General features: G+C 35.3%; 20 protein-coding genes. 12 read left to right on the forward strand and 8 right to left on the reverse strand.

The features are described 5' to 3' along the window. Nucleotides 1-264: 264 nt before the first annotated feature. On the reverse strand, nucleotides 265-1,131 hold the full coding sequence (locus KORDIASMS9_RS09705) for a hypothetical protein (protein ID WP_114902657.1): 867 nt from the start codon (nucleotides 1,129-1,131) through the stop codon (nucleotides 265-267). 130 nt (nucleotides 1,132-1,261) lie between these two features. On the opposite strand from KORDIASMS9_RS09705, the gene KORDIASMS9_RS09710 reads away from it, so the two are divergent. The 3 genes from KORDIASMS9_RS09710 (at nucleotide 1,262) to rlmN (ending at nucleotide 3,824) form a co-directional block, all read left to right on the forward strand. After that, entirely contained in the window at nucleotides 1,262-1,453 is a 192-nt protein-coding gene (locus tag KORDIASMS9_RS09710; protein ID WP_114902658.1) for a hypothetical protein, read from the forward strand. Nucleotides 1,454-1,634: 181 nt separating this feature from the next. Then, the gene (locus tag KORDIASMS9_RS23645) at nucleotides 1,635-2,681 is read left to right on the forward strand and encodes a hypothetical protein (RefSeq protein WP_205318051.1); all 1,047 of its coding nucleotides are present in this window, start codon (nucleotides 1,635-1,637) and stop codon (nucleotides 2,679-2,681) included. Nucleotides 2,682-2,780: 99 nt separating this feature from the next. Continuing rightward, entirely contained in the window at nucleotides 2,781-3,824 is a 1,044-nt protein-coding gene (gene rlmN / locus KORDIASMS9_RS09720; protein ID WP_114902659.1) for a 23S rRNA (adenine(2503)-C(2))-methyltransferase RlmN, read from the forward strand. 132 nt (nucleotides 3,825-3,956) lie between these two features. On the opposite strand, the gene KORDIASMS9_RS09725 is transcribed toward rlmN, so the two are convergent. Both KORDIASMS9_RS09725 and KORDIASMS9_RS09730 read right to left on the reverse strand, forming a co-directional pair. Then, the gene (locus KORDIASMS9_RS09725; protein WP_114902660.1) at nucleotides 3,957-5,297 is read right to left on the reverse strand and encodes an aryl-sulfate sulfotransferase; all 1,341 of its coding nucleotides are present in this window, start codon (nucleotides 5,295-5,297) and stop codon (nucleotides 3,957-3,959) included. Between the two features lie 95 nt (nucleotides 5,298-5,392). Then, nucleotides 5,393-6,937 (reverse strand): T9SS type A sorting domain-containing protein, encoded by a 1,545-nt coding sequence (locus KORDIASMS9_RS09730; RefSeq protein WP_114902661.1) that lies wholly within the window; start codon nucleotides 6,935-6,937, stop codon nucleotides 5,393-5,395. A 306-nt stretch (nucleotides 6,938-7,243) separates the two neighbouring features. On the opposite strand from KORDIASMS9_RS09730, the gene KORDIASMS9_RS09735 reads away from it, so the two are divergent. The 6 genes from KORDIASMS9_RS09735 to dnaG all read left to right on the forward strand — a co-directional run bounded on the left by KORDIASMS9_RS09735 (nucleotide 7,244) and on the right by dnaG (nucleotide 14,613). Then, the gene (locus tag KORDIASMS9_RS09735; RefSeq protein WP_114902662.1) at nucleotides 7,244-8,221 is read left to right on the forward strand and encodes a polyprenyl synthetase family protein; all 978 of its coding nucleotides are present in this window, start codon (nucleotides 7,244-7,246) and stop codon (nucleotides 8,219-8,221) included. Nucleotides 8,222-8,384: 163 nt separating this feature from the next. Then, the gene (locus KORDIASMS9_RS09740) at nucleotides 8,385-8,948 is read left to right on the forward strand and encodes an RNA polymerase sigma factor (protein ID WP_114902663.1); all 564 of its coding nucleotides are present in this window, start codon (nucleotides 8,385-8,387) and stop codon (nucleotides 8,946-8,948) included. Next, the gene (locus tag KORDIASMS9_RS09745) at nucleotides 8,935-9,717 is read left to right on the forward strand and encodes a hypothetical protein (RefSeq protein ID WP_114902664.1); all 783 of its coding nucleotides are present in this window, start codon (nucleotides 8,935-8,937) and stop codon (nucleotides 9,715-9,717) included. The genes KORDIASMS9_RS09740 and KORDIASMS9_RS09745 overlap by 14 nt, the downstream gene beginning before the upstream one ends. A 52-nt stretch (nucleotides 9,718-9,769) precedes the next feature. Continuing rightward, the gene (locus tag KORDIASMS9_RS09750) at nucleotides 9,770-10,831 is read left to right on the forward strand and encodes a hypothetical protein (RefSeq protein WP_114902665.1); all 1,062 of its coding nucleotides are present in this window, start codon (nucleotides 9,770-9,772) and stop codon (nucleotides 10,829-10,831) included. A gap of 412 nt (nucleotides 10,832-11,243) precedes the next feature. Continuing rightward, entirely contained in the window at nucleotides 11,244-12,536 is a 1,293-nt protein-coding gene (locus KORDIASMS9_RS09755; RefSeq protein WP_114902666.1) for an erythromycin esterase family protein, read from the forward strand. 115 nt (nucleotides 12,537-12,651) lie between these two features. Then, nucleotides 12,652-14,613 carry a DNA primase gene (dnaG, locus tag KORDIASMS9_RS09760; RefSeq protein WP_114902667.1) on the forward strand — a complete coding sequence of 654 codons (1,962 nt, stop codon included), beginning with the start codon at nucleotides 12,652-12,654 and terminating at the stop codon, nucleotides 14,611-14,613. A gap of 517 nt (nucleotides 14,614-15,130) precedes the next feature. Here dnaG and KORDIASMS9_RS09765 read toward each other — a convergent pair. Together KORDIASMS9_RS09765 and nadE are read right to left on the reverse strand one after the other, a co-directional pair. After that, nucleotides 15,131-15,760 (reverse strand): response regulator transcription factor, encoded by a 630-nt coding sequence (locus KORDIASMS9_RS09765; RefSeq protein WP_114902668.1) that lies wholly within the window; start codon nucleotides 15,758-15,760, stop codon nucleotides 15,131-15,133. Nucleotides 15,761-15,929: 169 nt separating this feature from the next. After that, a complete protein-coding gene (nadE, locus tag KORDIASMS9_RS09770) occupies nucleotides 15,930-16,718 on the reverse strand; it encodes an NAD(+) synthase (RefSeq protein ID WP_114902669.1) in 789 nt (262 codons plus the stop codon). 110 nt (nucleotides 16,719-16,828) lie between these two features. Between nadE and gldB the strand changes: the two genes are divergently transcribed. Together gldB and gldC are read left to right on the forward strand one after the other, a co-directional pair. Then, nucleotides 16,829-17,782 (forward strand): gliding motility lipoprotein GldB, encoded by a 954-nt coding sequence (gene gldB / locus KORDIASMS9_RS09775; RefSeq protein ID WP_240321164.1) that lies wholly within the window; start codon nucleotides 16,829-16,831, stop codon nucleotides 17,780-17,782. Then, on the forward strand, nucleotides 17,782-18,120 hold the full coding sequence (gldC, locus tag KORDIASMS9_RS09780; protein ID WP_114902670.1) for a gliding motility protein GldC: 339 nt from the start codon (nucleotides 17,782-17,784) through the stop codon (nucleotides 18,118-18,120). Before gldB ends, gldC begins: the two co-directional genes overlap by 1 nt. Before the next feature lie 172 nt (nucleotides 18,121-18,292). Here the strand turns inward: gldC and KORDIASMS9_RS09785 are convergent, their stop codons facing one another. Then, nucleotides 18,293-19,045, reverse strand: coding sequence for a DUF5995 family protein (locus KORDIASMS9_RS09785; protein WP_114902671.1), 753 nt, complete (start codon nucleotides 19,043-19,045; stop codon nucleotides 18,293-18,295). 149 nt (nucleotides 19,046-19,194) lie between these two features. On the opposite strand from KORDIASMS9_RS09785, the gene KORDIASMS9_RS09790 reads away from it, so the two are divergent. After that, a complete protein-coding gene (locus KORDIASMS9_RS09790; RefSeq protein WP_114902672.1) occupies nucleotides 19,195-19,521 on the forward strand; it encodes a GTPase in 327 nt (108 codons plus the stop codon). A gap of 23 nt (nucleotides 19,522-19,544) precedes the next feature. Here KORDIASMS9_RS09790 and yihA read toward each other — a convergent pair whose 3' ends face one another. Next, nucleotides 19,545-20,153 (reverse strand): ribosome biogenesis GTP-binding protein YihA/YsxC, encoded by a 609-nt coding sequence (gene yihA, locus KORDIASMS9_RS09795; RefSeq protein ID WP_114902673.1) that lies wholly within the window; start codon nucleotides 20,151-20,153, stop codon nucleotides 19,545-19,547. Nucleotides 20,154-20,164: 11 nt separating this feature from the next. Beyond that, nucleotides 20,165-20,929, reverse strand: coding sequence for an alpha/beta fold hydrolase (locus KORDIASMS9_RS09800; protein WP_114902674.1), 765 nt, complete (start codon nucleotides 20,927-20,929; stop codon nucleotides 20,165-20,167). Nucleotides 20,930-21,210 lie beyond the last annotated feature (281 nt).

The raw sequence follows: 21,210 nt of genomic DNA on the forward strand, positions 1-21,210 counted from the left end.
ATGATGTATTAATGTGTCAATTTGAAAATTACATTCTTAAGAAAATTTAAATCTTTAAGCACTGTTAGAAATATTTTACTTAGCCGTCAATTCGAGTGATTCTCGGAATGAAATGAAGGAAATTGTATCGAGAATAGTTTTGAAATCAAAGTACTTATCGATACATTTTTATTTCGCGCTGCTTCATAAAAACACTCGAAGAGACGATTTGTGGATGTGATTTTTTAAGTCTAATAGTTTACTTGGTATTATATCAAACTGACGTTACTGAATCTTCAAATAATAATTCAAATATTTTTTTAAAAATGGAGCATTGAAGTATGTGCCTTCTTTTTCTTTGGAAATAAAATGAAAGAAATACCGATGTGTTTTATCTTCCACTAAAGTTGCTAAGCCATGTAATTCCAATCCACTGGCTGTAATTTTAAATTCTTTTTCCGCTATTTGTAGCTCTTTAAAATGATAGTTTTTAGTTTCTTCGTGAGAAAAATTTGTTCCTTCAATTCTCCCTGCAAGTTTGCCTCGAATTTCTGTCCATTGATTGGTCATAGATTGATACGATGATTTTTTTACACGATCATAAAAGAAATAATATTTAGAGAATTTAGCGAAAAGCTGTGAAGTAAGAAGTAGCGATGCATCATATAAATGAAAACCTTTGTACAAGTGTATATTCACATAAGGTATCACTGGAAACAAAGAATCTTTTTTCAATTGAAAAACTTCTTTCATAGGTCTAGGACCTACAAGGAGAAATGTAGTATTTTTACCAATTATATTTTGCAAAGATGCTTTACTTTTCCGTTCAACTTCTAGCATTATAGGATCATCTTTCCAAGTTTTTGGTTCGTCTGTAATGCGAACAACTCCCGAAATGAGTTTTACAATAAAAATGACAATTACTACACCTAAGGGGAGCTGATAGTTAAAACAACCCGATTTCTTTTTCGGTTTAACTTTCCGATTCCGATACTTTTTCTCTTGATTCTCGTCAATTTCAAAACTTTTCAAGCGATCAATAGTAGGTGTACTTTTTTTAGGAGCTGTTTTGGAAAATTGAAACTTCTGCTCCGAATTTTTTTTCGAAGAATTTCTTTTTTTACCATATTCAGAGCGTCGAGAGCGTTTCATGTATCTATGTTGTCGTATTACAAGATAAAATTATCTTACTATCCATCCTAAAAATAATAGCATTTTTAGCAAAAATTGATACACGATGCGTATGTATATTTTTTTGTCTTTCATGATCTTGTGAAAAGGGTTGCAATTATTAACAAATGCAGCTCGTGATGTCATTCATACAAGAGCGGAAGTTCTAGATGATTCCAAAACTGTATACTTACATAAAGGCAGACTTTACCAGAAGAAGTATGATGTAAAAAATACGCTAAATACAGCTATGATCAACATGGAAATTGGATTGAAAGAAGAACGTTTTTTGGGAAAAATGTAAGCGCAATTCAGATTCATAATATCATCAATACTACTAAATAAATCATACCAAATCTAAAAGTAACTATTCATACAGAATTACCAACCAAAAATACATGTATACCTTTATGAAGTTGCTTTTTTGCTACATTTAATACTTTGAGTATACAACTCGTTATAAATTAACAAAAATCCACGACTTCATGAAAACAACTATGCTATATGTATTCTTTTGTTTCGTAATCACTAACTATGCTTTTGCACAAAACGGGAATCAACAAATTAAAGTGTTAAAAGTGAAACCAAATTGGACTGTTTCTGAACTTGGAAATCTGTCAGAAGGACAAAAAATAGCGGATCTATCATGGGCTTCCAACAGCAGTGTGGCGTGTTTTCCAGCAACAAAAAATCAAAAATTCTCTGGAAATCATGTATTGTATACAACCACGATTCCGAAACGTTCTGAAATGTTTATCAAAGTCATTCCGAAAAATAAAAATCAAAACTTTAGTCTGTATGCGTATCAAGTTGGACTGAATAATGCGCAATTGCCACCAAATTTGAGTAGCTGTATTACGTGCGAAGAAAGTTCTAAATGGGATCGTAAGTGGAAAGGAAAAACGCAAGATCATACAAGACAAGTTCGCGTAAACGCTATCAACCGGCCGTATAAAGTAGTGATTGGTGTTGTAGGCGCTGAAGGTTTGACCGAAGGAGATTTTACGCTAGAAATAAAACTAAATGGAGGTGTAGAAGAAACGCCTAAAATAACGCCAACACTCAAGGTTACTAAAATAGAGACAACAGGCGCAATTACGAGAACAAGCGGCAACCTTTCAACAGGTGAAATTATTCACGATTTATCATTTGCATCTAACAGTAGTGTAGCGTGTTTTCCGGCGACTAAAAATCAAAAATTTACAGGGAAGCACGTTTTTTATGAGACGATAATTCCGAAGCGTTCTGAAATGTTTATCAAAGTCATTCCAAAAAATAAAAAACAAAACTTTAGTCTGTACGCGTATCAAGTTGGACTGAATAATGCGCAATTGCCACCAAATTTGAGCAGCTGTATTACGTGCGAAGAAGATTCCAAATGGGATCGTAAATGGCGTGGAAAAACACAAGATCATACGCGGAACGTTCGCGTGAATGCTATCAATCGACCTTATAAAATTGTAATTGCCGTTGTGGGCGCAGAAGGTTTGACGGAAGGCGATTTTGAATTGGAAATTGAAATAAAAAAGTAAATAAAGTGTAGCTTTCCTTTTTGTAGTTTTCCTTTCGGGAAAATTACATTGCTGTATCAACAAAACCAAAAACTCACAAATTCTCCCTATTTTTGCAGCATGAAACAAGTAGGGAAGAAGGACATACGCGCATTGAGCAAAGAACAACTTCGAGAATTCTTTGTATCGCAAGGAGACAAGGCGTTTCGTGGAAATCAAGTCTATGAATGGTTGTGGCAAAAAGGAGCACATAATTTTGAAGACATGACCAATGTTTCGAAAGAAACGCGCAAAATGCTGGAAGAAAACTTTGTTATCAATCATATTCGTGTGGACAAAATGCAACGTAGCAATGATGGAACCATCAAAAATGCAGTGCGCTTGCATGACGGATTGGTGGTGGAATCTGTATTAATTCCGACATCTTCACGAACTACTGCATGTGTATCGAGTCAAGTTGGTTGTAGTTTGGATTGTAAATTTTGTGCGACTTCACGATTAAAACGCATGCGAAATCTGAATCCTGATGAAATTTACGATCAAGTTGTAGCGATTGACCGCGAGAGCAGATTGTATCATGGCAGACCGTTATCAAACATTGTATTCATGGGAATGGGCGAACCGTTGATGAATTATAACAATGTATTAAAAGCAATTGATAAAATTACTTCGGATGAAGGTCTAGGAATGTCACCAAAGCGAATTACCGTGTCTACTTCGGGCGTGCCAAAAATGATCAAAAAAATGGCAGATGATGAAGTGAAATTCAAACTAGCAGTTTCATTACATTCTGCAATAGACGAAGTTCGAACTGAAATCATGCCGTTCAACGAACACTTTCCATTGAAAGATTTAAAAGAAGCCTTGGCGTATTGGTATGACAAAACTAAAAATAAAATCACTTACGAATACGTAGTTTGGGATGGTATCAACGATCAACAAAAAGACATCAATGCGTTGGTAAAATTCTGCAAAGATGTACCAAGTAAAGTCAATCTTATAGAATACAATCCTATTGATGACGGACAATTTCAACAAGCAAGCAACAAAGCAATTGATCGCTATGTAGATTCATTAGAACAAAATGGTATTACCGTTACGGTACGACGTTCTAGAGGAAAAGATATTGATGCTGCGTGTGGACAATTGGCAAATAAGGAATAGTTTTTAATGTATCAATGTATCAATGTATCAATGTATCAATTTGATAATTTCAAAATGTGCCAATGTAGTTTGCGTTTCAATGCTCGGTTCAGCTTTAATTTGTAGCGTTTTTTTAGAGGAACTATTTTTCAATCATTCAATTTCAATAGATAAAGGTGTCAATGTTCTTCCTTCAAATGCAGGATGATTTTTTTCATACTTATCTACTTTAAAAATAGAAGCATTGGTTTCGATCGGGTTTTGAAATTGCCAAATAATGGTGCCTGAGGTATTTATTTCTAAAAGTGTTCCTGTTCTTCCAGCGGTAATGAGTGTATTTCCATTGGGCAATCTTTTTGCGCCAGAAAGTCTGGAAGAGTAAATAGCTTCACTATCATACGACCAAATAGGAGCCTCTGGAAGTTGTGTGGTGTTGGGAACCAAATCATACGTTCCATCTGAAAGCTGAGGAATCAAAATTTCTTCAACAGACGATTTTTCAGCGAAAGAATTATTGTTAAAAACCATGAAGTTTCCGCCATTATTTACTGTATTTCCAATCCAAGTAACGTCATGTTGACCAAACAAACGTTGATCTTCAGCAGTGCCTGAATTATAGGTTTGCGGATTTCCCCAACGATACAATAAATCACCTCCTTTATTGCTATTTCCTCCTGAATGTGATGCAGCTTCTGCGGTAGAAGTGCTGTGATCAATGATCCAAAACTCATTAAAAACTCTAGAACTCACTACAATTTGATCCAATTCTTCAATATAATCAATGGAATTTAAGTGATTAAAATTTGCATCGCCGCCTGAAAAATTAATATTAATTAATTCGGGATGATCAGAAACGACACCGAAATTTTCTTTGGTGGCATCATGGTCTTGAATCAAATGATCCCAAACAGACCATTCCCAAACTATATTAGCTTGATTATTAGGTAGCGGTTGAATTTCTATAATCTTACATGGCCAAACTTTGTTTTGAAACAATAAATTCGGATTTCGTCCTTCTGCAAGTGCTTCATTTTCAGATTTATATTCCCAAACCAATGCTAATATATTGCCGTTTGGCAACAAAGTTAAATCATGATGCAATACATAAGTAGCGGTATTATATTCCCAAAACCAAATTTGATCTCCGTCAAAGTTTAAAATTTCGATAGCACCTGTTGCGCCGCCACCAGAAAATTCAGAAGTGTCTTGTCGCAATGCCCTAATTAAATTCCCTTCATCTGTTAAATACGCCATCAATGCACTTGTGTTAGCTTCCCATTGATGCACTACAAAGCCTTCATTATTAATAAGAAAACTATCTGTTGAACCCATAGGCGAAACTAGCGTGTAGGCATCATAAATTCCATCTTCATACTGAACAATATTTTCACTGAGTTCTACAGGTAGTACTGGCGTCACCATATCATCATCCTTACAGCTGAATATACATACGAAGCAACATGCTACAAATAAAGATGTTATAATTCTTTTCATAATAAAGGAATTATTTTAAAAAAGTGCAATTCCGAAACACATTATAAAAGTTAATGTGAACATCAGAATTACACTTTTGTTTCTAAAAGATATTTTTACTTTACAAGTATTTTAAATGTCTTTGTTTTATTGTTAATGCTAACCTTAGCAAAATATACGCCAGCATCTACAGTATTTAAAGATACTTCATGCGTTCTTGAATTCAATTCAGAATTTAAGATCTGTTGTCCAATTGTATTGTATAATACAAAATTAGACATAGGTTCGGTAGCTTGCATTGTCATAACTTCCGTTTCATAATTAATGAAGTGTTTAAAGTTATCTGCATCAAACTCTTCTACTCCCAATGTTTCTGTAACGCCTAAACCTAAAAGCATTAATAGATTAGGAGAATTTGTTGTGGTTGCACGAACAGCTACATAATAGGTACCATCTGAAGGTGGACTAAAAGTTTCTGTAACACTATATGCTTGTGTAATTAAATCATTACCCATAGTATCTCCAAAAGCTCCAGATTGTGTAATGTTTGTATACGTTCCTAACAAGGATTGGTAGGTGGCAGTAGACGACTGACTATCTGTAATGTATAATTCAAAACTTTCATCAGCAGCTGAATTAAGATCAAATGCATTATAAATCACTTGTATACCGTACGTATTGATGGTAGTCATGTCCATTCTTTGAGAAAATAACCAATCATCTTTTGCTACTTCGGTAGCTGCTTGTGGAAAAACAACCATAAAGCTGTCATTTGCTCCATCACCATCTAAGTCGTTAATATCGGTGTTGTAGGACCATACTGGACTGATCATGTCAGCATCTTCAAGTGCCCAACAATCTAGGACAGTTCCGTCTGCAAAATTTTCCGAAAATGGATATGTTGCTGAACCTGTACAATCTCTTAGCGATCTGAATCCAATAGGACCAACCCAAGCGCTGTCTCCGTTAGAGCCTCCACAATTGGCACGAATAAAAAAGTCATAATTCGTATTCGGCGTTAAGCCCATAAATACATAGTTTGGTGTCATAATATTAGAAACCAATGTTCCTGTTCCTTGAGTAAAGCCATCTGCTCCCCATTCTATTTCCCAAGTTGGTGTCCCCGTATTTGTATCGGTCCAACCTAAATCAAAAGTAGTTGAAGTAGCAGCATTGCCCACAAATCCAGAAGGATCTAGACATACTGCAGCAGCTTCGGTAAGTGTAAATTCAAAACCAAAAGAACTCCATCTGTTATCCCAAACAATATAATACGTTGTGTTTGCAACAGTATTAAATGTAGCTTCTGATAAATAGTTTCCGCCTGGGTAATCTACATCGTCACTTCCAGAAAGACAAACCAATGCTCCACAAGTTCCTTCATAAATTTGTAATCGGGTGTCTCCGTTCAAATTAGCCGGTAAAATATTAGAAGATACTGTTGCAGATCCTGAGGCTGTTGGAGTGTATGTATACCATTCGGCGGCGGCGGCGGTAGTGGTTCCTCCTGAACAAATGGTTGTAGTGCCTTCAGTTCCGTTTACAGCAAGAACGTTATACGTACCAGCTGTAATTGCTTGTGCTGTTGCACAGGTGTCTTGAGCAATTCCTGTATAGGTAAAGATCAAGAAACTAAAAAATAAAAAAGTAATTTTTCTCATAAGCGAGGCTTTATATGTTAATAATGTTCAAGTTATAAAAAAATATCACATAGAAGCATGTAACACGATTTTTTCTCATAAACGTTAACATTTTTAAAGATTTGATAAAAAAGAAAGGCTAAAATTTGATACTCTCTAAAATGAATTTGTCATTGTTAAAACTAGCAGTATCAAAGGAAATCCATGGAACTTACTATATTAGCTATTTCCGACAACGAAAATAAAACGACGAATTGCACTCAGAAGTGTTTGAATCTTGTTAAAAAGGACATAAATCATAGAATTAGTTAATATCTTTGCAAATACATGAAAGTAGTCGCGCAGATAAAACAACCGATTGTCAAGGAAATGGAGCTTTTTGAAAAGAAGTTTTACTCCTCAATGTCTTCAAAAGTCGCACTACTCAACCGAATTACACACTATATTGTCAATAGAAAAGGAAAGCAAATGCGTCCAATGTTTGTTTTTTTAGTCTCTAAAATGACTTCTGACGGAATTGTCAATGAACGCACTTATCGCGGTGCTTCTGTTATTGAATTGATTCACACGGCAACCTTAGTACACGATGATGTAGTCGATGATTCCAACCGTAGAAGAGGTTTTTTCTCTATCAATGCTTTATGGAAAAATAAAATTGCGGTCTTAGTAGGCGATTTTTTACTGTCGAAAGGATTATTATTATCGATTGATAATGGTGATTTTGATTTATTGAGAATCATCTCTGTGGCAGTTCGCGAAATGAGTGAAGGAGAATTGCTTCAAATTGAAAAAGCACGCCGATTAGATATCACAGAAGAAATCTACTACGAGATCATTCGCCAAAAAACAGCCACCTTAATTGCAGCGTGTTGTGCCATGGGTGCACAATCTGTAAATGCTCCGGAAGAAGAAGTAGAACGCATGCGATTGTTTGGTGAATATATCGGAATGGCGTTTCAGATTAAAGACGATTTATTCGATTACGGACAAACGCAAATTGGGAAACCCACAGGAATTGATATCAAAGAGCAAAAAATGACACTTCCACTCATTTATGCACTAAATCATTGCACGAAAGAAGAGAAAAAGTGGGCAATCAATTCGATAAAAAATCACAATAAGGACAAAAAAAGAGTCAAAGAAGTCATTGCTTTTGTAAAAAAAACTGGCGGATTGGAATATGCGGTCAAACAAATGAAAAGCTATCAAGAAAAAGCGCTCGTGCTGCTTGAAACCTACCCAAAATCCATTTATAAAGACTCTTTAGAATTGATGGTCAACTACGTAATTGATAGAAAAAAATAATTTTTTTTCATTCTCAGACAACCATTTGCATAAAAATTGCGTCTATGTCAATAGAAAGCAGCTTGTAAAGTCAACGATCTTGGCGCAAGCTCACGAGACATTAAGAAGAATCAATTAAAACATTTCGGCGTAAGCGTCGGAACATTTAAATCTCGATTATCGAGTGAAAGTTATACAATTACATCTACAAGAAGGACAACTCATTAAGCGAGCAAAGCGCAACGACCGAAAAGCGCAGCAAGTACTGTATGCACAACACGCGCCAAAAATGTTGAGTGTTTGTAGATATTACATTGCTAACCTTCACGATGCAGAAGAAGTAATGCTTTCCGGGTTTTTCAAAGTATTTACACAACTAAAAACCTATAAAAACAAAGGAAGTTTTGAAGGTTGGATTCGGAGAATCATGATTCGAGAATCCATTTCGTTTCTCCGGAAAAGAAAATTACTAGTTGCGGTTGACGAAATTGAAAACTATACCGAAATCACCGAATGTGAAGTCAATGTAAATGCAGGTGTGGAGGAAATTCAAAAAGCGATAGACGCGTTGCCAAAAGGATATAAAATTGTATTCAATTTATATGAAATAGAAGGCTACAAACATCAAGAAATTGCCGAAATGCTCAATATTTCAGTAAGCACGTCCAAAACGCAACTATTCAAAGCAAAAAAGACGCTTCAAACACAATTACGATCAAAAAAAAACAGAGCTAATGAAATCGCATGAAATCAAAAACATATTAGAAGAGCGTACGATTGAAGTATCTGAACATTCATGGGAAAAGCTCGCAGGACAATTAGATGCGAATGATCGCAAGAAACGTAGTAAAAAAATCTACATTCCGTACGCTGCATGTTTGGCATTGCTAGTCAGTTGGTTGGTTTTTATGATGGTACAATCTGAAGAAACTACCAATACTGATGAGATTGCAAATCAAGAGAATACTACGAAACCCATCATCACGAAAACCAAAGAGAATTCTCAAGACATTGTCATTCCAACAAAAGAAAAAATACAAGAAGTCATTGTTAAAGATACAGAAGTTGTAGTGGAAACAAATACTTCTAAAGATGCCGACGAAAAAGAAATAGTTCCAAAAGCTACAGCAGAATTCACTACTGAACTACAAAAGGAAATTAAAAATGCGGTGGTGATTCAAGAAAAAATAATACCACAAAAAATAGAAACCGTTATTGAAGAAAAAGAAGTCATTATCACCACAAACGACGATTTAAAAGCTTCTATTGTAGCCTTATTAAAAGAAGAAAAAAGAACGGTAACCAATGCAGAAATTGATTTGTTGCTGAAAGAAGCGCGAGAATCACTCAAATATTTAGAAGTTACTAAAGAAAAAGTGAATAATACAAATTTTGCTACCGCAGACGAATTGTTGAACGAAGTAGAATATGAACTCGACAAATCATTCAAGCAACGTGTATTTGAGCTTGTGAAACGAAATGTAAAACGAACACGAACCGCCGATATCGACCGATAAAGTTCCTAGCGAACACAGAAAAAAATCATCAATTAATAGTAAAAAAACGAACATGAAAACAAGTACACTCTATGTATGCCTGGCATTCTTATGCCTACATTTTACGGTAAATGCACAACAAAAAGATAGCATTCCAAGCACAACTAAAGATTCTATCGCACTCAAAAAAGAAGCAGAAAAAAAGTATCTCGAAAGACAATTGCGTGTGATTACTTTGGACGAAAAAGAATCTCTAAAACTAGAAGTGCAAAAAATTAATAGAGATCTTGAATTAGGCAACATTACCACTAAAGAAGCGGAAGAACGTAAAAAGAAAGCAGCCATGTTATCCGCAGCCAATATTGAATATCGTATGGCAAAAGTAAAGCGAGAATTGTTGACAGATTATTACGTTCAGGAAGACGGAACGTTTATTCGTTTAGGCGAAATTTTTGATTCACGTATTATTAAAAAACGTTCTATTCGTTACGATCGCCGTACAAAATCAGATATTATATTTGCTTTTGGTTTCAATAATGCAATTCAAGAAGGTGTATCGCTCAGTGACTCAGAGTATAGAATGGCAGGTTCACGCTTCTTTGAATTTGGAATTTTGTGGAGTACGCGTGTTGCCAAAAATCACAACTTTGTGCGTTTTTGCTACGGATTAACGCTGCAATACAACAGCTTAAAACCTACAGGAAATCGCTACTTTGTAGACAATAATAACGGATTAACAACTTTAGAACAATTTCCAAACGATTTGAATCGCTCCAAAATTCGAGTGACCAATTTAACTGTGCCGTTGTATTTTGAATTTGGACCTTCACGGAAAGTAGAAAACAAGCGTTTTGTACGTTACTATACCAACTCAAAATTCAAATTTGGAATTGGCGGTTATGTTGGAGTCAACTTAGCGGTAAAACAAAAATTGCGATATTCTGAAAATGGCGACAGAGTAGACCAAGAGATTCGAAGAAATTTCAATACCAATAATTTTGTTTACGGATTAGGTGCATATATTGGTTGGGATAGTATGAGCTTGTATTGTAAATACGATTTGTCACCAATCTTCAAAAGTCCAAACGCGGAACAACGCAACATTTCGCTTGGTGTGCGCTTGGATGTGTTTTAAATTGGAAACTAGATGTTAGACATTAGCTGTTAGTATTGAGAAGTGAGATATATGCTCTCAATACTAACATCTCACTACTCACTACTAAAAAAAACCAACACGTCACTTCGAGTAAAATCTTGAAAAGATTTTGTATCGAGAAGTACTTTGCTATTAAAAGGTTATCGGGAATTAGATCATATTCTCTAAAACGAAAATAGTCTTTAAACTCGTCTCAATACTAACAGCTCACTACTCACTACTAAAAAAGACAACACGTCACTTCGAGTAAAATCTTGAAAAGATTTTGTATCGAGAAGTACTTTGCTATTAAAAGGTTATCGGGAATTAGATCATATTCTCTAAAACGAAAATAGTCTTTAAACTCGTCTCAATACTAACAGCTCACAACTCACTACTAAAAAACACACACATGAAAATAGCAACCATACTCATTGCAATTTGTTTCTCGCTTTGCGCGAATGGACAAAGTTTGTCACAAGAAATCAACAAGACTAAAACACTGCTACATTTCGATACTCCAGAAACGTTAGACGCTTCACTTGATGCACTTGTAGCGCAAATAGGAGACAAGCGCATTGTGGCTTTGGGTGAAGATACACACGGAACCAAAGAATTTTATGAACTCCGTGCGGCAATCACCAAAAAACTTATTCAAGAAAAAGGATTCAACTTGGTTATCTTGGAAAATCCGTATGAAGATTTGGAAGCTTTATCGCAAAACTTGCAAACACAACCGATAGATTCACTCATAAAAACACATCTTTTTTCCATCTATCAAACGGAAAGTATGAAAAACTTTTTACAATGGTTACAAACGTACAATCAAACACATACGCCCATTGTATTTAAAGGTTGTGACGATTCGTATCGTGAACTATTGCCCGAAATGATTTCTATTGAATTGAAATCGAACATAACACCCGAAATGACCAATATTTTAAAAGAATTTCATGAACGTGTAACAGTAGAGGCAAGTGACTTTTATGTAAAATATCCTGATAAAAAACCTGTAAAAATTGACAATTACGGATATTATAGAGAAGTCTACCGTTTAATTCTTCAACTTGAAAAGGAAATCAAAAAAGAAAACAGTTCCTCCAAGTATTTGGACGAATTACTACTCAATGCAAAGAATTCCTATATCAATTATGAAATGATTTACACGGGAAAAATAATAACGCGCGACATTGTTATGGCAGAACGTGTAGCATTTTTTGCAAAAGATCCGAAGGCTAAAATTATCGTTTGGGCGCACAATGCGCATATTTCCAAAGAAGTAATCATTGACAACGAAATTGGCTTGATGGGCAGAAATCTAAAACAAGAATTTCCTAATGAATACGTAGCAATTGCCATGAGTAGTTTTAGCGGAAGCTATTCACATATAAAAAAGCGACTCATCAATGACGATCACGATTATGGCGATCAGCTTTATGAGGCTAACTATCCAACGCCGCCCGCAAATACCTTTGAAGAAAAATTAGGGCAAAACACTTCGGAAGCGTATTATTTTCACATCAATCAAAACATACAAAAAAGCTGTGCACAATTGCCAAAGCAAAAACTAAAACTCTTTGGCTACGGTATGAATGATGAAAAAGATTATTACGAAGTCAATCCTGCTCTGATGTATGATTATGTAGTTTTTGTCAAAAAAACGAATGCCACAAAACCGTTATTTAATTATGAACAGAAAAAATAAGTTTAGTACAGGGGATTAGCGAAAAAAGAGATACTGACCAAAGTATCTCTTTTTTTAGTCAATATTAGCGGAAACTTAGTACTTTTGAAGTTCATTCCTAAAAATCCCGAAACCATTGATTTCAAAATCAACCATAGATGCTGTATTTGATACTTCTCGCGTAGAAGAAGTAATTGGCGATTTTGTACAACTCAAAAAATCGGGAAGTAACTTCAAAGGATTAAGTCCATTCTCAGACGAACGAACACCGTCGTTTATGGTGTCGCCCGTAAAACAAATTTGGAAAGATTTTAGTTCGGGAAAAGGCGGAAATGTGGTAGCATTTCTTATGGAACACGAGCATTTTACCTATCCAGAAGCGATTCGGTATTTGGCGAATAAATACGGAATTGAAATAGAAGAAACGGAACGTACGGACGAAGAAAAAGCCTTAGCCAACGAAAAAGAAAGTATGTATTTGGTGTCAGAATACGCCAAAAAATATCATCAAGAAATATTGTGGGATTCACCGCAAGGAAAAGCCATCGGACTTACCTATTTTAAAGAACGTGGTTTTTCCATGGAAACCATCAAAAAATTTGGTTTGGGATATGCGTTGGACGAATGGAGCGCGTTTACAGATGCAGCATTAAAAGAAGGCTACAATCTTACGTATTTAGAAAAAACAGGTGTCACAATTGTTAAAGGTGAAAAACGTTTTGATCGTTTCAAAGGACGTGTCATGTTTCCCATTCACAGCATGAGCGGACGCGTATTGGGTTTTGGTGGACGAATTTTAACAAACGATAAAAAAGCAGCCAAATATCTCAATTCACCCGAAAGTGATATCTATCATAAAAGTAAAGTTCTCTACGGTTTATACTATGCAAAACAGGCAATTGCCAAAGAAGATAACTGTTATTTGGTAGAAGGCTACACGGATGTCATTCAAATGCATCAAGCGGGAATTCACAATGTGGTTTCCTCTTCGGGAACTGCCTTAACGGCGGAACAAATCCGTTTGATCAACCGTTTAACGAAAAATATTACCATTCTCTATGACGGAGATGCGGCAGGAATTCGGGCATCGCTTCGTGGAGTTGATTTAATTTTGGAACAAGGAATGAACGTGCGCGTGTGTACCTTTCCAGAAGGAGAAGATCCAGATAGTTTTACCAAAAACAATGCGTTGGAAGATGTGTTGGCGTACTTTGAAAACAATGTAAAAGATTTTATCAGTTACAAAGCTTCTTTATTGATGGAAGTTGCCAAAAATGATCCCATCAAAAAGGCAGAAGTCATCAATGACATGATGTCGAGTATTTCCAGAGTATCCGATCGCATCAAACAGGAATTATACTTGCGTGAAACGTCTCGTATCATGGACATTTCGGAAGAAGTGTTGTTTGCCACTTTGGCGCAATTGCAAAACAAAAACGTCAAGGAAGCCAACAAAAAAATCAAGCAAGAAAAAAAGGCGTTTGATGTCATCAAAACCGAAAAAAAGGCAGAAAGTGTCGATCAACAATATGTTTTAGAGCGAAAAATCATTGAAATATTACTACTCTACGGAAACATGGATGCTACATTTGAAGACTTGATTTTAAAAGAAGACGAAGACGGCGAACTCAAAATGGAGCGCGAATTGTTTGATGCCAAAGTGTTTCAAAAGCTCTACTTAGATTTACAGCAAGACGAAATTGATCTGGCAAATGAAAAATTTCAAAAAATATATTATAGAGCTATTGAAAAACTCAATGAAACAGGCACTTTAGAATTGGATACGTTTGTCAATGAAATAGAACCGGAAGTAGCGAGTGAAGTCACAGATATTCTCATGCGCGAAGAACGCTACGAATTGCACAATTGGGAAGCGCAAAACATTTTCGTAAAACCCAAAGAAGAAACCATTGCACAATTAACAAGCGAAACCATCTTGACCTTGCGTTGTTTCTTGATCAATCTTAAAATAGAAGAACTTAAGTTGAGTCTTTCTCCAGATACTAAAATAGAAGAAGCGCAAAACGTATTGGAAGATATCATAAATTACAATATGTTAAAAAAATCATTGTCTGAACAATTAAAAAGAGTGTTGTAAAAAACTACTTCTCTTAACGAATATGATTTTTATATCAAACTCGTTAACTTCCAAACGTCCCATCGAGTGATTTTTTGAAATAAAATGAAGAAAAATTGTATCGAGATGTGCTTGTGAAAAATAGCATACATTAATAGTATCGACTCTAGTGAATGCACATTTGAAAACTCTTACTAATTATTCTTGAGGTAAAAAACGTCACTAGAGAAGTTTACGAAGTGGCAGTCTGTTTATTGTATCACATGATTGTTCTTTGGAGTCACAGATTACCACTCTCCAATCAAGTTGGAGATCGCAAAGACGTTTCAAATAATACCATTTTATGTGTAAATTGGTATAAGTACAAAAAAACTCAATACTAATATCTCAATACTCAATACTAAATACTATCAAAAAGAATAAAAAGGCTATCGAGCGTAGTCGAGATAAAAAAAATGATGATATGCACATCATAAAATATACATATCATCATCAAAATTTTTACTGTAGTAAAGGGAAATCTTTACATAAAATGCAATTACAGTAATTCCAATGCTTTCGCTTGTTGTAGTAAATCAACTAAGTTGTCTACATTCAGCTTACGCATTAGGCGAGCTTTGTACGTGCTCACAGTTTTTTCGTTCAGATTTAGCTCTTCAGCAACATGTTTGTTACGTTTACCAGAAGCTAAAAGTTTTAACACTTCTACTTCTCTTGTAGACAAACGTCTGAAGAATCTGCGGGGTTTGTTTGTGCTTTCATCAAATGCTAATCGTTGCGCTAACTCATTACTAATGTAAATGCCTCCATTTACAACTTTCATAATAGCTTCTTTAATCACATTTGTAGCTACGGATTTTGATAAGTAACCAGAAGCTCCAGCTCTCAATGTGCTTACAGCGTAAACATCTTCTGAGTGTGAGCTAAACATAATTACTTTCACGTCGGCGAAGTCTTTTTTAAGTCTTCTTAAAGCAGTAATTCCATTGACCTCAGGGATGTCCATCTCAAGTAAAACAACATCTACTGTTTCTTGACTAATAAAGTCAAACAATTCAGAAGTTGTAGCAGCTTTTCCTAATACATCAATCTCAGTAGAGTTCTTGAACAAAGATTTAATTCCTTTTCGAACAATGGGATGATTGTCTGCAATTAATACTTTAACCATAATTTAGTTTTTAAAGTTATTATTAAATCAGACCATCAGATAAAGAAAGTTTCGTTCATGGATATGTCATGCAAACATAAAAACGGATCAATTTTTATTTCAGGTTTAGGGGGTCTGTAGTGACAAATTTAAACAAATTTTTATAAAAACTATTAAAAAAGGTGATTTTTTATGTAAGATTTTGCGGTATTGAGCAGACTGGAATTGGAATCATTTTATGTTGGTTCGCAGTATTATATCTTTTGTAAATTTTGAACACTTCTTGTTGTCTTCCAGTAAAGTCTTCGATTGTTTTTCCTGCATCGTCCATACGCATTGCCCACTCTAACTCGTCGTAGTTCGCGCCAATCTGGTCTTCATCGCTTCGGGCATCGCCAAACAAACCATCAGATGGCGCTGCTTTCATAATAGATTCTGGCACTTTTAAAGCGTCTCCTAATTGATATACTTCGCTTTTCATTAAGTCAGCAATTGGACTTAAATCTACACCGCCATCACCATATTTAGTATAAAAACCTACGCCAAAATCTTCTACTTTATTTCCAGTTCCTGCCACCAATCTTCCTAGTAAACCAGCGTGATAATACAATGTAGTCATACGTAAACGCGCTCTGGTGTTTGCTAGTGCCATGTCAACGGTTGCTTGAGCGCCTTCCAAAGAAACTTCTGTTTTAAACTCTTCAAAAACGGGCGTCAAATCTACACGCGTATCCGTGACATTGTCAAAACGTTCTTTCAATTGTTTGATATGTTCCTGCGCACGCGTCACGTGACTTTTTGCTTGATGAATTGGCATTTCAATACATAATGTTGGCAATCCTGTTTTCGCACATAAAGAAGACGTTACTGCCGAGTCAATTCCACCCGAAACTCCTACAACAAATCCATTCACTCTTGCGTTGGTAGCGTACTCTTTTAACCATGCTACAATATGGTCTATAACCTTGTCAGTTTGCATATTTTTCAATTTTTTTACAAGATAAAAAAAGTAACTTTGCAGTCAAAGACAGTTGCGTAATAAAATTTATAGGTAGAAGTTGCGTTACTTTATCGAGTGATATAAAAATTATGATAAAAAAGCTAGTGTATCTGTGTGTATTATTGGTCATTGGATGTGCCAAAGAAAATTCGCTTGAAAAAGAAATTGCGGCAATTCCGTTAGATGTAAATGTCGTTCGTTTTGATCAAGTTTTTTTAGATGCAACACCATCCGACTTGCCAAAACTAAAAAAAGCATATCCGTTATTTTTTCCAAGCAATGTTCCTGATTCTACATGGATTTACACCATGAATGATCCTTTACAAAAAGAATTGAAAACAGAGATTGATGCTGTTTTTTCAGACTTTGCATCTGTACATCGCAATATGAAGTCCGTCTTGCAACATATAGCGTTTTACTTTCCCGAATACAAGACGCCAAAAGTATTTACGGTAACTTCTGAAGATTATCGCAAAAAAGTCATTCTGCTTAAAGATAAAATTCTAATTGCACTCAATATATATTTAGGAGCAGATCATCCATTTTATGAAGGTATTCAGCAATACATTTCGCATAATTTTGAAAAAGAAATGATTCCTGTGGATATTGCTACAGAGTTTGCCTTTACTCAAGTGCCGCCTTTACGGGAACGTTCTTTTTTAGGGAAAATGATTTACTATGGAAAAATACAATATATTACGTCATTATTAGTGCCAAAAGTAAGTACAGCAATGCAATTTGGATATACAAAACAGCAAGCAAATTGGGCATCAGTAAATGAAACGCAAATTTGGACGCACTTTATTGAAAAAGATTTGTTGTATAGCACGGATCAAAAATTAGAGGCGCGTTTTTTGAATGTAGCGCCATTCTCCAAATTTTATTTAGCCTTAGACAACGAATCTCCAGGTGGAATTGGTCGCTTTATAGGATATCGTATTGTGAAAGCATATATGGAAAATAATGATGTATCTTTGCAAAATCTTTTGGGGAAATCTTCCAAAGAAATATTTAACAATTCAAAGTACAAACCAAAGAAATAATGGCGAAAAAAATGACGTCCGAAATAAAAATTGCAGTGACCGTTGATGAAAATAATGTTCCAGAAGCTATCAATTGGACCGCAAAAGATGGTGGTATCGAAAATGAAGATTCCAAAGCAGTAATGTTATCTGTTTGGGATCATAAAGCGCAAGAAAGTTTACGAATCGACTTGTGGACGAAAGACATGCCTGTGGACGAAATGAAAGTGTTTTATCACCAAACCTTAGTGTCGATGGCACGCACATTTCAACGTGCAACCAACGACGAAAAAATGAGCGCAACCATGCTGGATTTCTGTGATTACTTTGCGGAGAAATTAGAGATTGTAAAGAAATAGAATACTGTATTTGAAGAACGTTGAATTGAGAAAAGTCAATTGAGCAAAGTCAAATTGAGAAAAAACAATTGAGCGAAGTCGAATCAAGAAAAGTCAATTGAGCGCAGTCGAAACAAGGATAGTCAATTGAGCGGAGTCGAATCAAGAAAAGTCAATTGAGCGGAGTCGAAATTCAATCTTTCTCCAAAATCTCAATTCTCGATCTAATATTCCCTGTTTCTTCGATTCTAATAATCTTAAACAAGAAGCGAATCAAAAACCCAGGATTGATAACAATATTAGCTTTTTTAACCACTTTTGCATCGCGTTCTTGAATCAGTTGTGACCAATCGGTTTCTGGCGAACTCGCGAGTAATTTTGCGTATTTCCAAGCGCCATCTCTGGCAAGTTTCATGCTGAAATCAATCAGAATCATATCAAACTTTTCTGTGACTTTAATGATTTTAGCTAAAAACGTCCATATCAATGACAATTCTTTTTGCACATCGTTGACCAATTCACTCAAAATGACATTAATCTTATTAAAATCATCTTCCAAATCGTTAATGTCTTTTCCTTTCATCACTTCCGCAGCAGCGATTCCTAAATCCAAATTGATATGTGCGTTCATTCCTAATAATAAATGTTGCAACACTAGCAACCAATAACTATCTGCTTTTTCAAAGGCAATTTGCCATGATTCCGTTGGTTTTGCGCCGCTTTTAAATTCTGAATACGCTTGTAAATAACGATTCGCAAAAATAACATCCAACCTTTCCATACGCGGATTGTCATCAAAAAAATCATTCGCAATACCTTCTTTCACTTTGCAAGTTACTTTATGATACAAAGCCGCGAAATAGCCCATTGTACTAGGTTTTTCTTTAGTTTCTTGAATAATTTGGTCTAAAAACGAAATCACTTCGTCAATCGTAGTTGCTTGCATGGTTGTAATTTTGGTCTCCTAAAAGTATAAAATTCTGAGAAGGCTGAAAAGGAAGTGCTGTTTTTTACGACTTATTATGAAGTATTGAGAAGTTAGTAATAAGCATTCAGAAGTTTCAAATGGACGAATCAACAAATAACAAATAACTAATGAACATCTTATGTATCTACAACGCAAAGTCAGGGAAACTCAATGGTATACTTGATATAGCGCACAAAATCATCAGTCCGAAAAGCTATCCATGTAACTTATGTGCGATGACGCATGATACTTTTTCGGAAAATGATTTATGGAAGGAATTTAAAAAGAATACTTCGCTTTCGCTAGAATTTTTACACAGCGACGAATTTGAACAGCAATTTTCTCAAGAAAAGTTTCGCTATCCAATCATTCTATTGAAAAATGATCAAAAAGTAACAGAATGGATTTCGAAAGAAACCATAGAAAAAAATAGAAACAACAACGGAGTTGATTGAATTGATAGAATCCAAAGCAAAGACTACGAATTTTTCAAATCCTGATTGATTTGTCCGATGAAATCCAAGACTTCCTCACGACCAATCGCTTTCGAAGAGGATGTCACAAAATACTGTGGTACTTCTTCCCAAACATCTTCCAATAACTTAGCTTTGTACTTCTCAACGTGTGTGTCAATCTGCGACGGGCGCAACTTATCAGCTTTGGTGAAAATAATGCAAAACGGAATCTGATTTTCGCCCAACCATTGCATAAATTCCAAATCTATATTTTGCGGATCGTGACGAATATCCACCAACACAAATCCACAAACCAATTGGGTGCGTTTTCTAAAATATTCGGTAATAAACTTTTGAAAAACTTTCTTCGAGCTTTTAGAAACACGTGCGTATCCATAACCAGGTAAATCGACCAAAAACCACTCGTCATTAATCTTAAAATGATTGATCAATTGTGTTTTTCCAGGTCTTCCCGAAGTCTTTGCCAAACTTTTACGCTGCGTCAACATATTGATCAATGAAGATTTTCCAACATTCGAGCGACCAATAAACGCATACTCTGGAATTGGGTTTTTTGGACATTTGGCAACGTCCGAATTGCTCATTACGAATTCGGCAGATTTAATCTTCATAAAAAATCAGTTTAAAAATTACGCTTGGTCAGCCAATCTTGCAGACATGTATTAAATTCCTCTGGATGTTCCATCATAGGCGCGTGCCCACATTTATCAATCCAATACAAGTCAGAATCTGGTAACAATTCGTGAAACTCTTCTGCTACTTTTGGAGGTGTTACGGTATCATTCTTTCCCCAAATAATTCCCGTAGGAACATTCATTTTTGGCAAATCTTTTCCCATATTATGACGAATCGCACTTTTTGCAATCGCCAAGGTTTTTACCAACTTACTACGGTCATTTACTGTAGCAAACACTTCATCTACAATCTCTTTGGTTGCAACCGCTGGATCGTAAAAAACATCTTCGCTTTTCTTTTTAATAAACTCATAATCGCCACGTTTTGGGTATCCATCACCCATGGCACTTTCATACAAGCCAGAACTTCCTGTAATCACCAAACCTTTGACCAATTCAGGATACAATTTTGTAGTTAACAAGCCAATATGTCCGCCAAGTGAATTGCCGAGTAAAATTACTTTATCGAGTTCTTTATGTAAAATAAACTCTTTGACATACTTCGCAAAATTCTTTACGGTTGTCTTCAAAAGTGGCTTTGTGTAAATAGGTAATTCTGGAATTAAAACCTTGTAACCTTTTGCTGAAAAATTCTCGGTAACGGCTTCAAAATTACTCAAACCACCCATCAATCCATGCAAAATAACGATCGGTGTACCTTCTCCTAATTCGAGATAATTAAATTTCCCTTCCTTTTTAAAGCTTTCTTTCATTAATGGTTGTCAGTTTTTTAACAAGAGACAAATATAGGCATTTCGGAATTATAAAAACGCTTTTTTTTTAATGTCTCAAAAAATAGCAAAACATCATCAAAATACCTAATAAAAGTAGTTCTGTGTTTTCAAAAACCCACTTTCAACACGTTGATTTTTACCGTAATTACGGGTTTTTTGACCAAAAAACAGAAAAACTTATCAACAAAGTGGTAAAATGTGGTAAAATGTGGTAATTTTTTCAATATATTTGAATCTTATAATAGGTAAACCAAATTCTC

Origin of the sequence: Kordia sp. SMS9, assembly GCF_003352465.1 — a bacterium.
Lineage (GTDB): Bacteria > Bacteroidota > Bacteroidia > Flavobacteriales > Flavobacteriaceae > Kordia.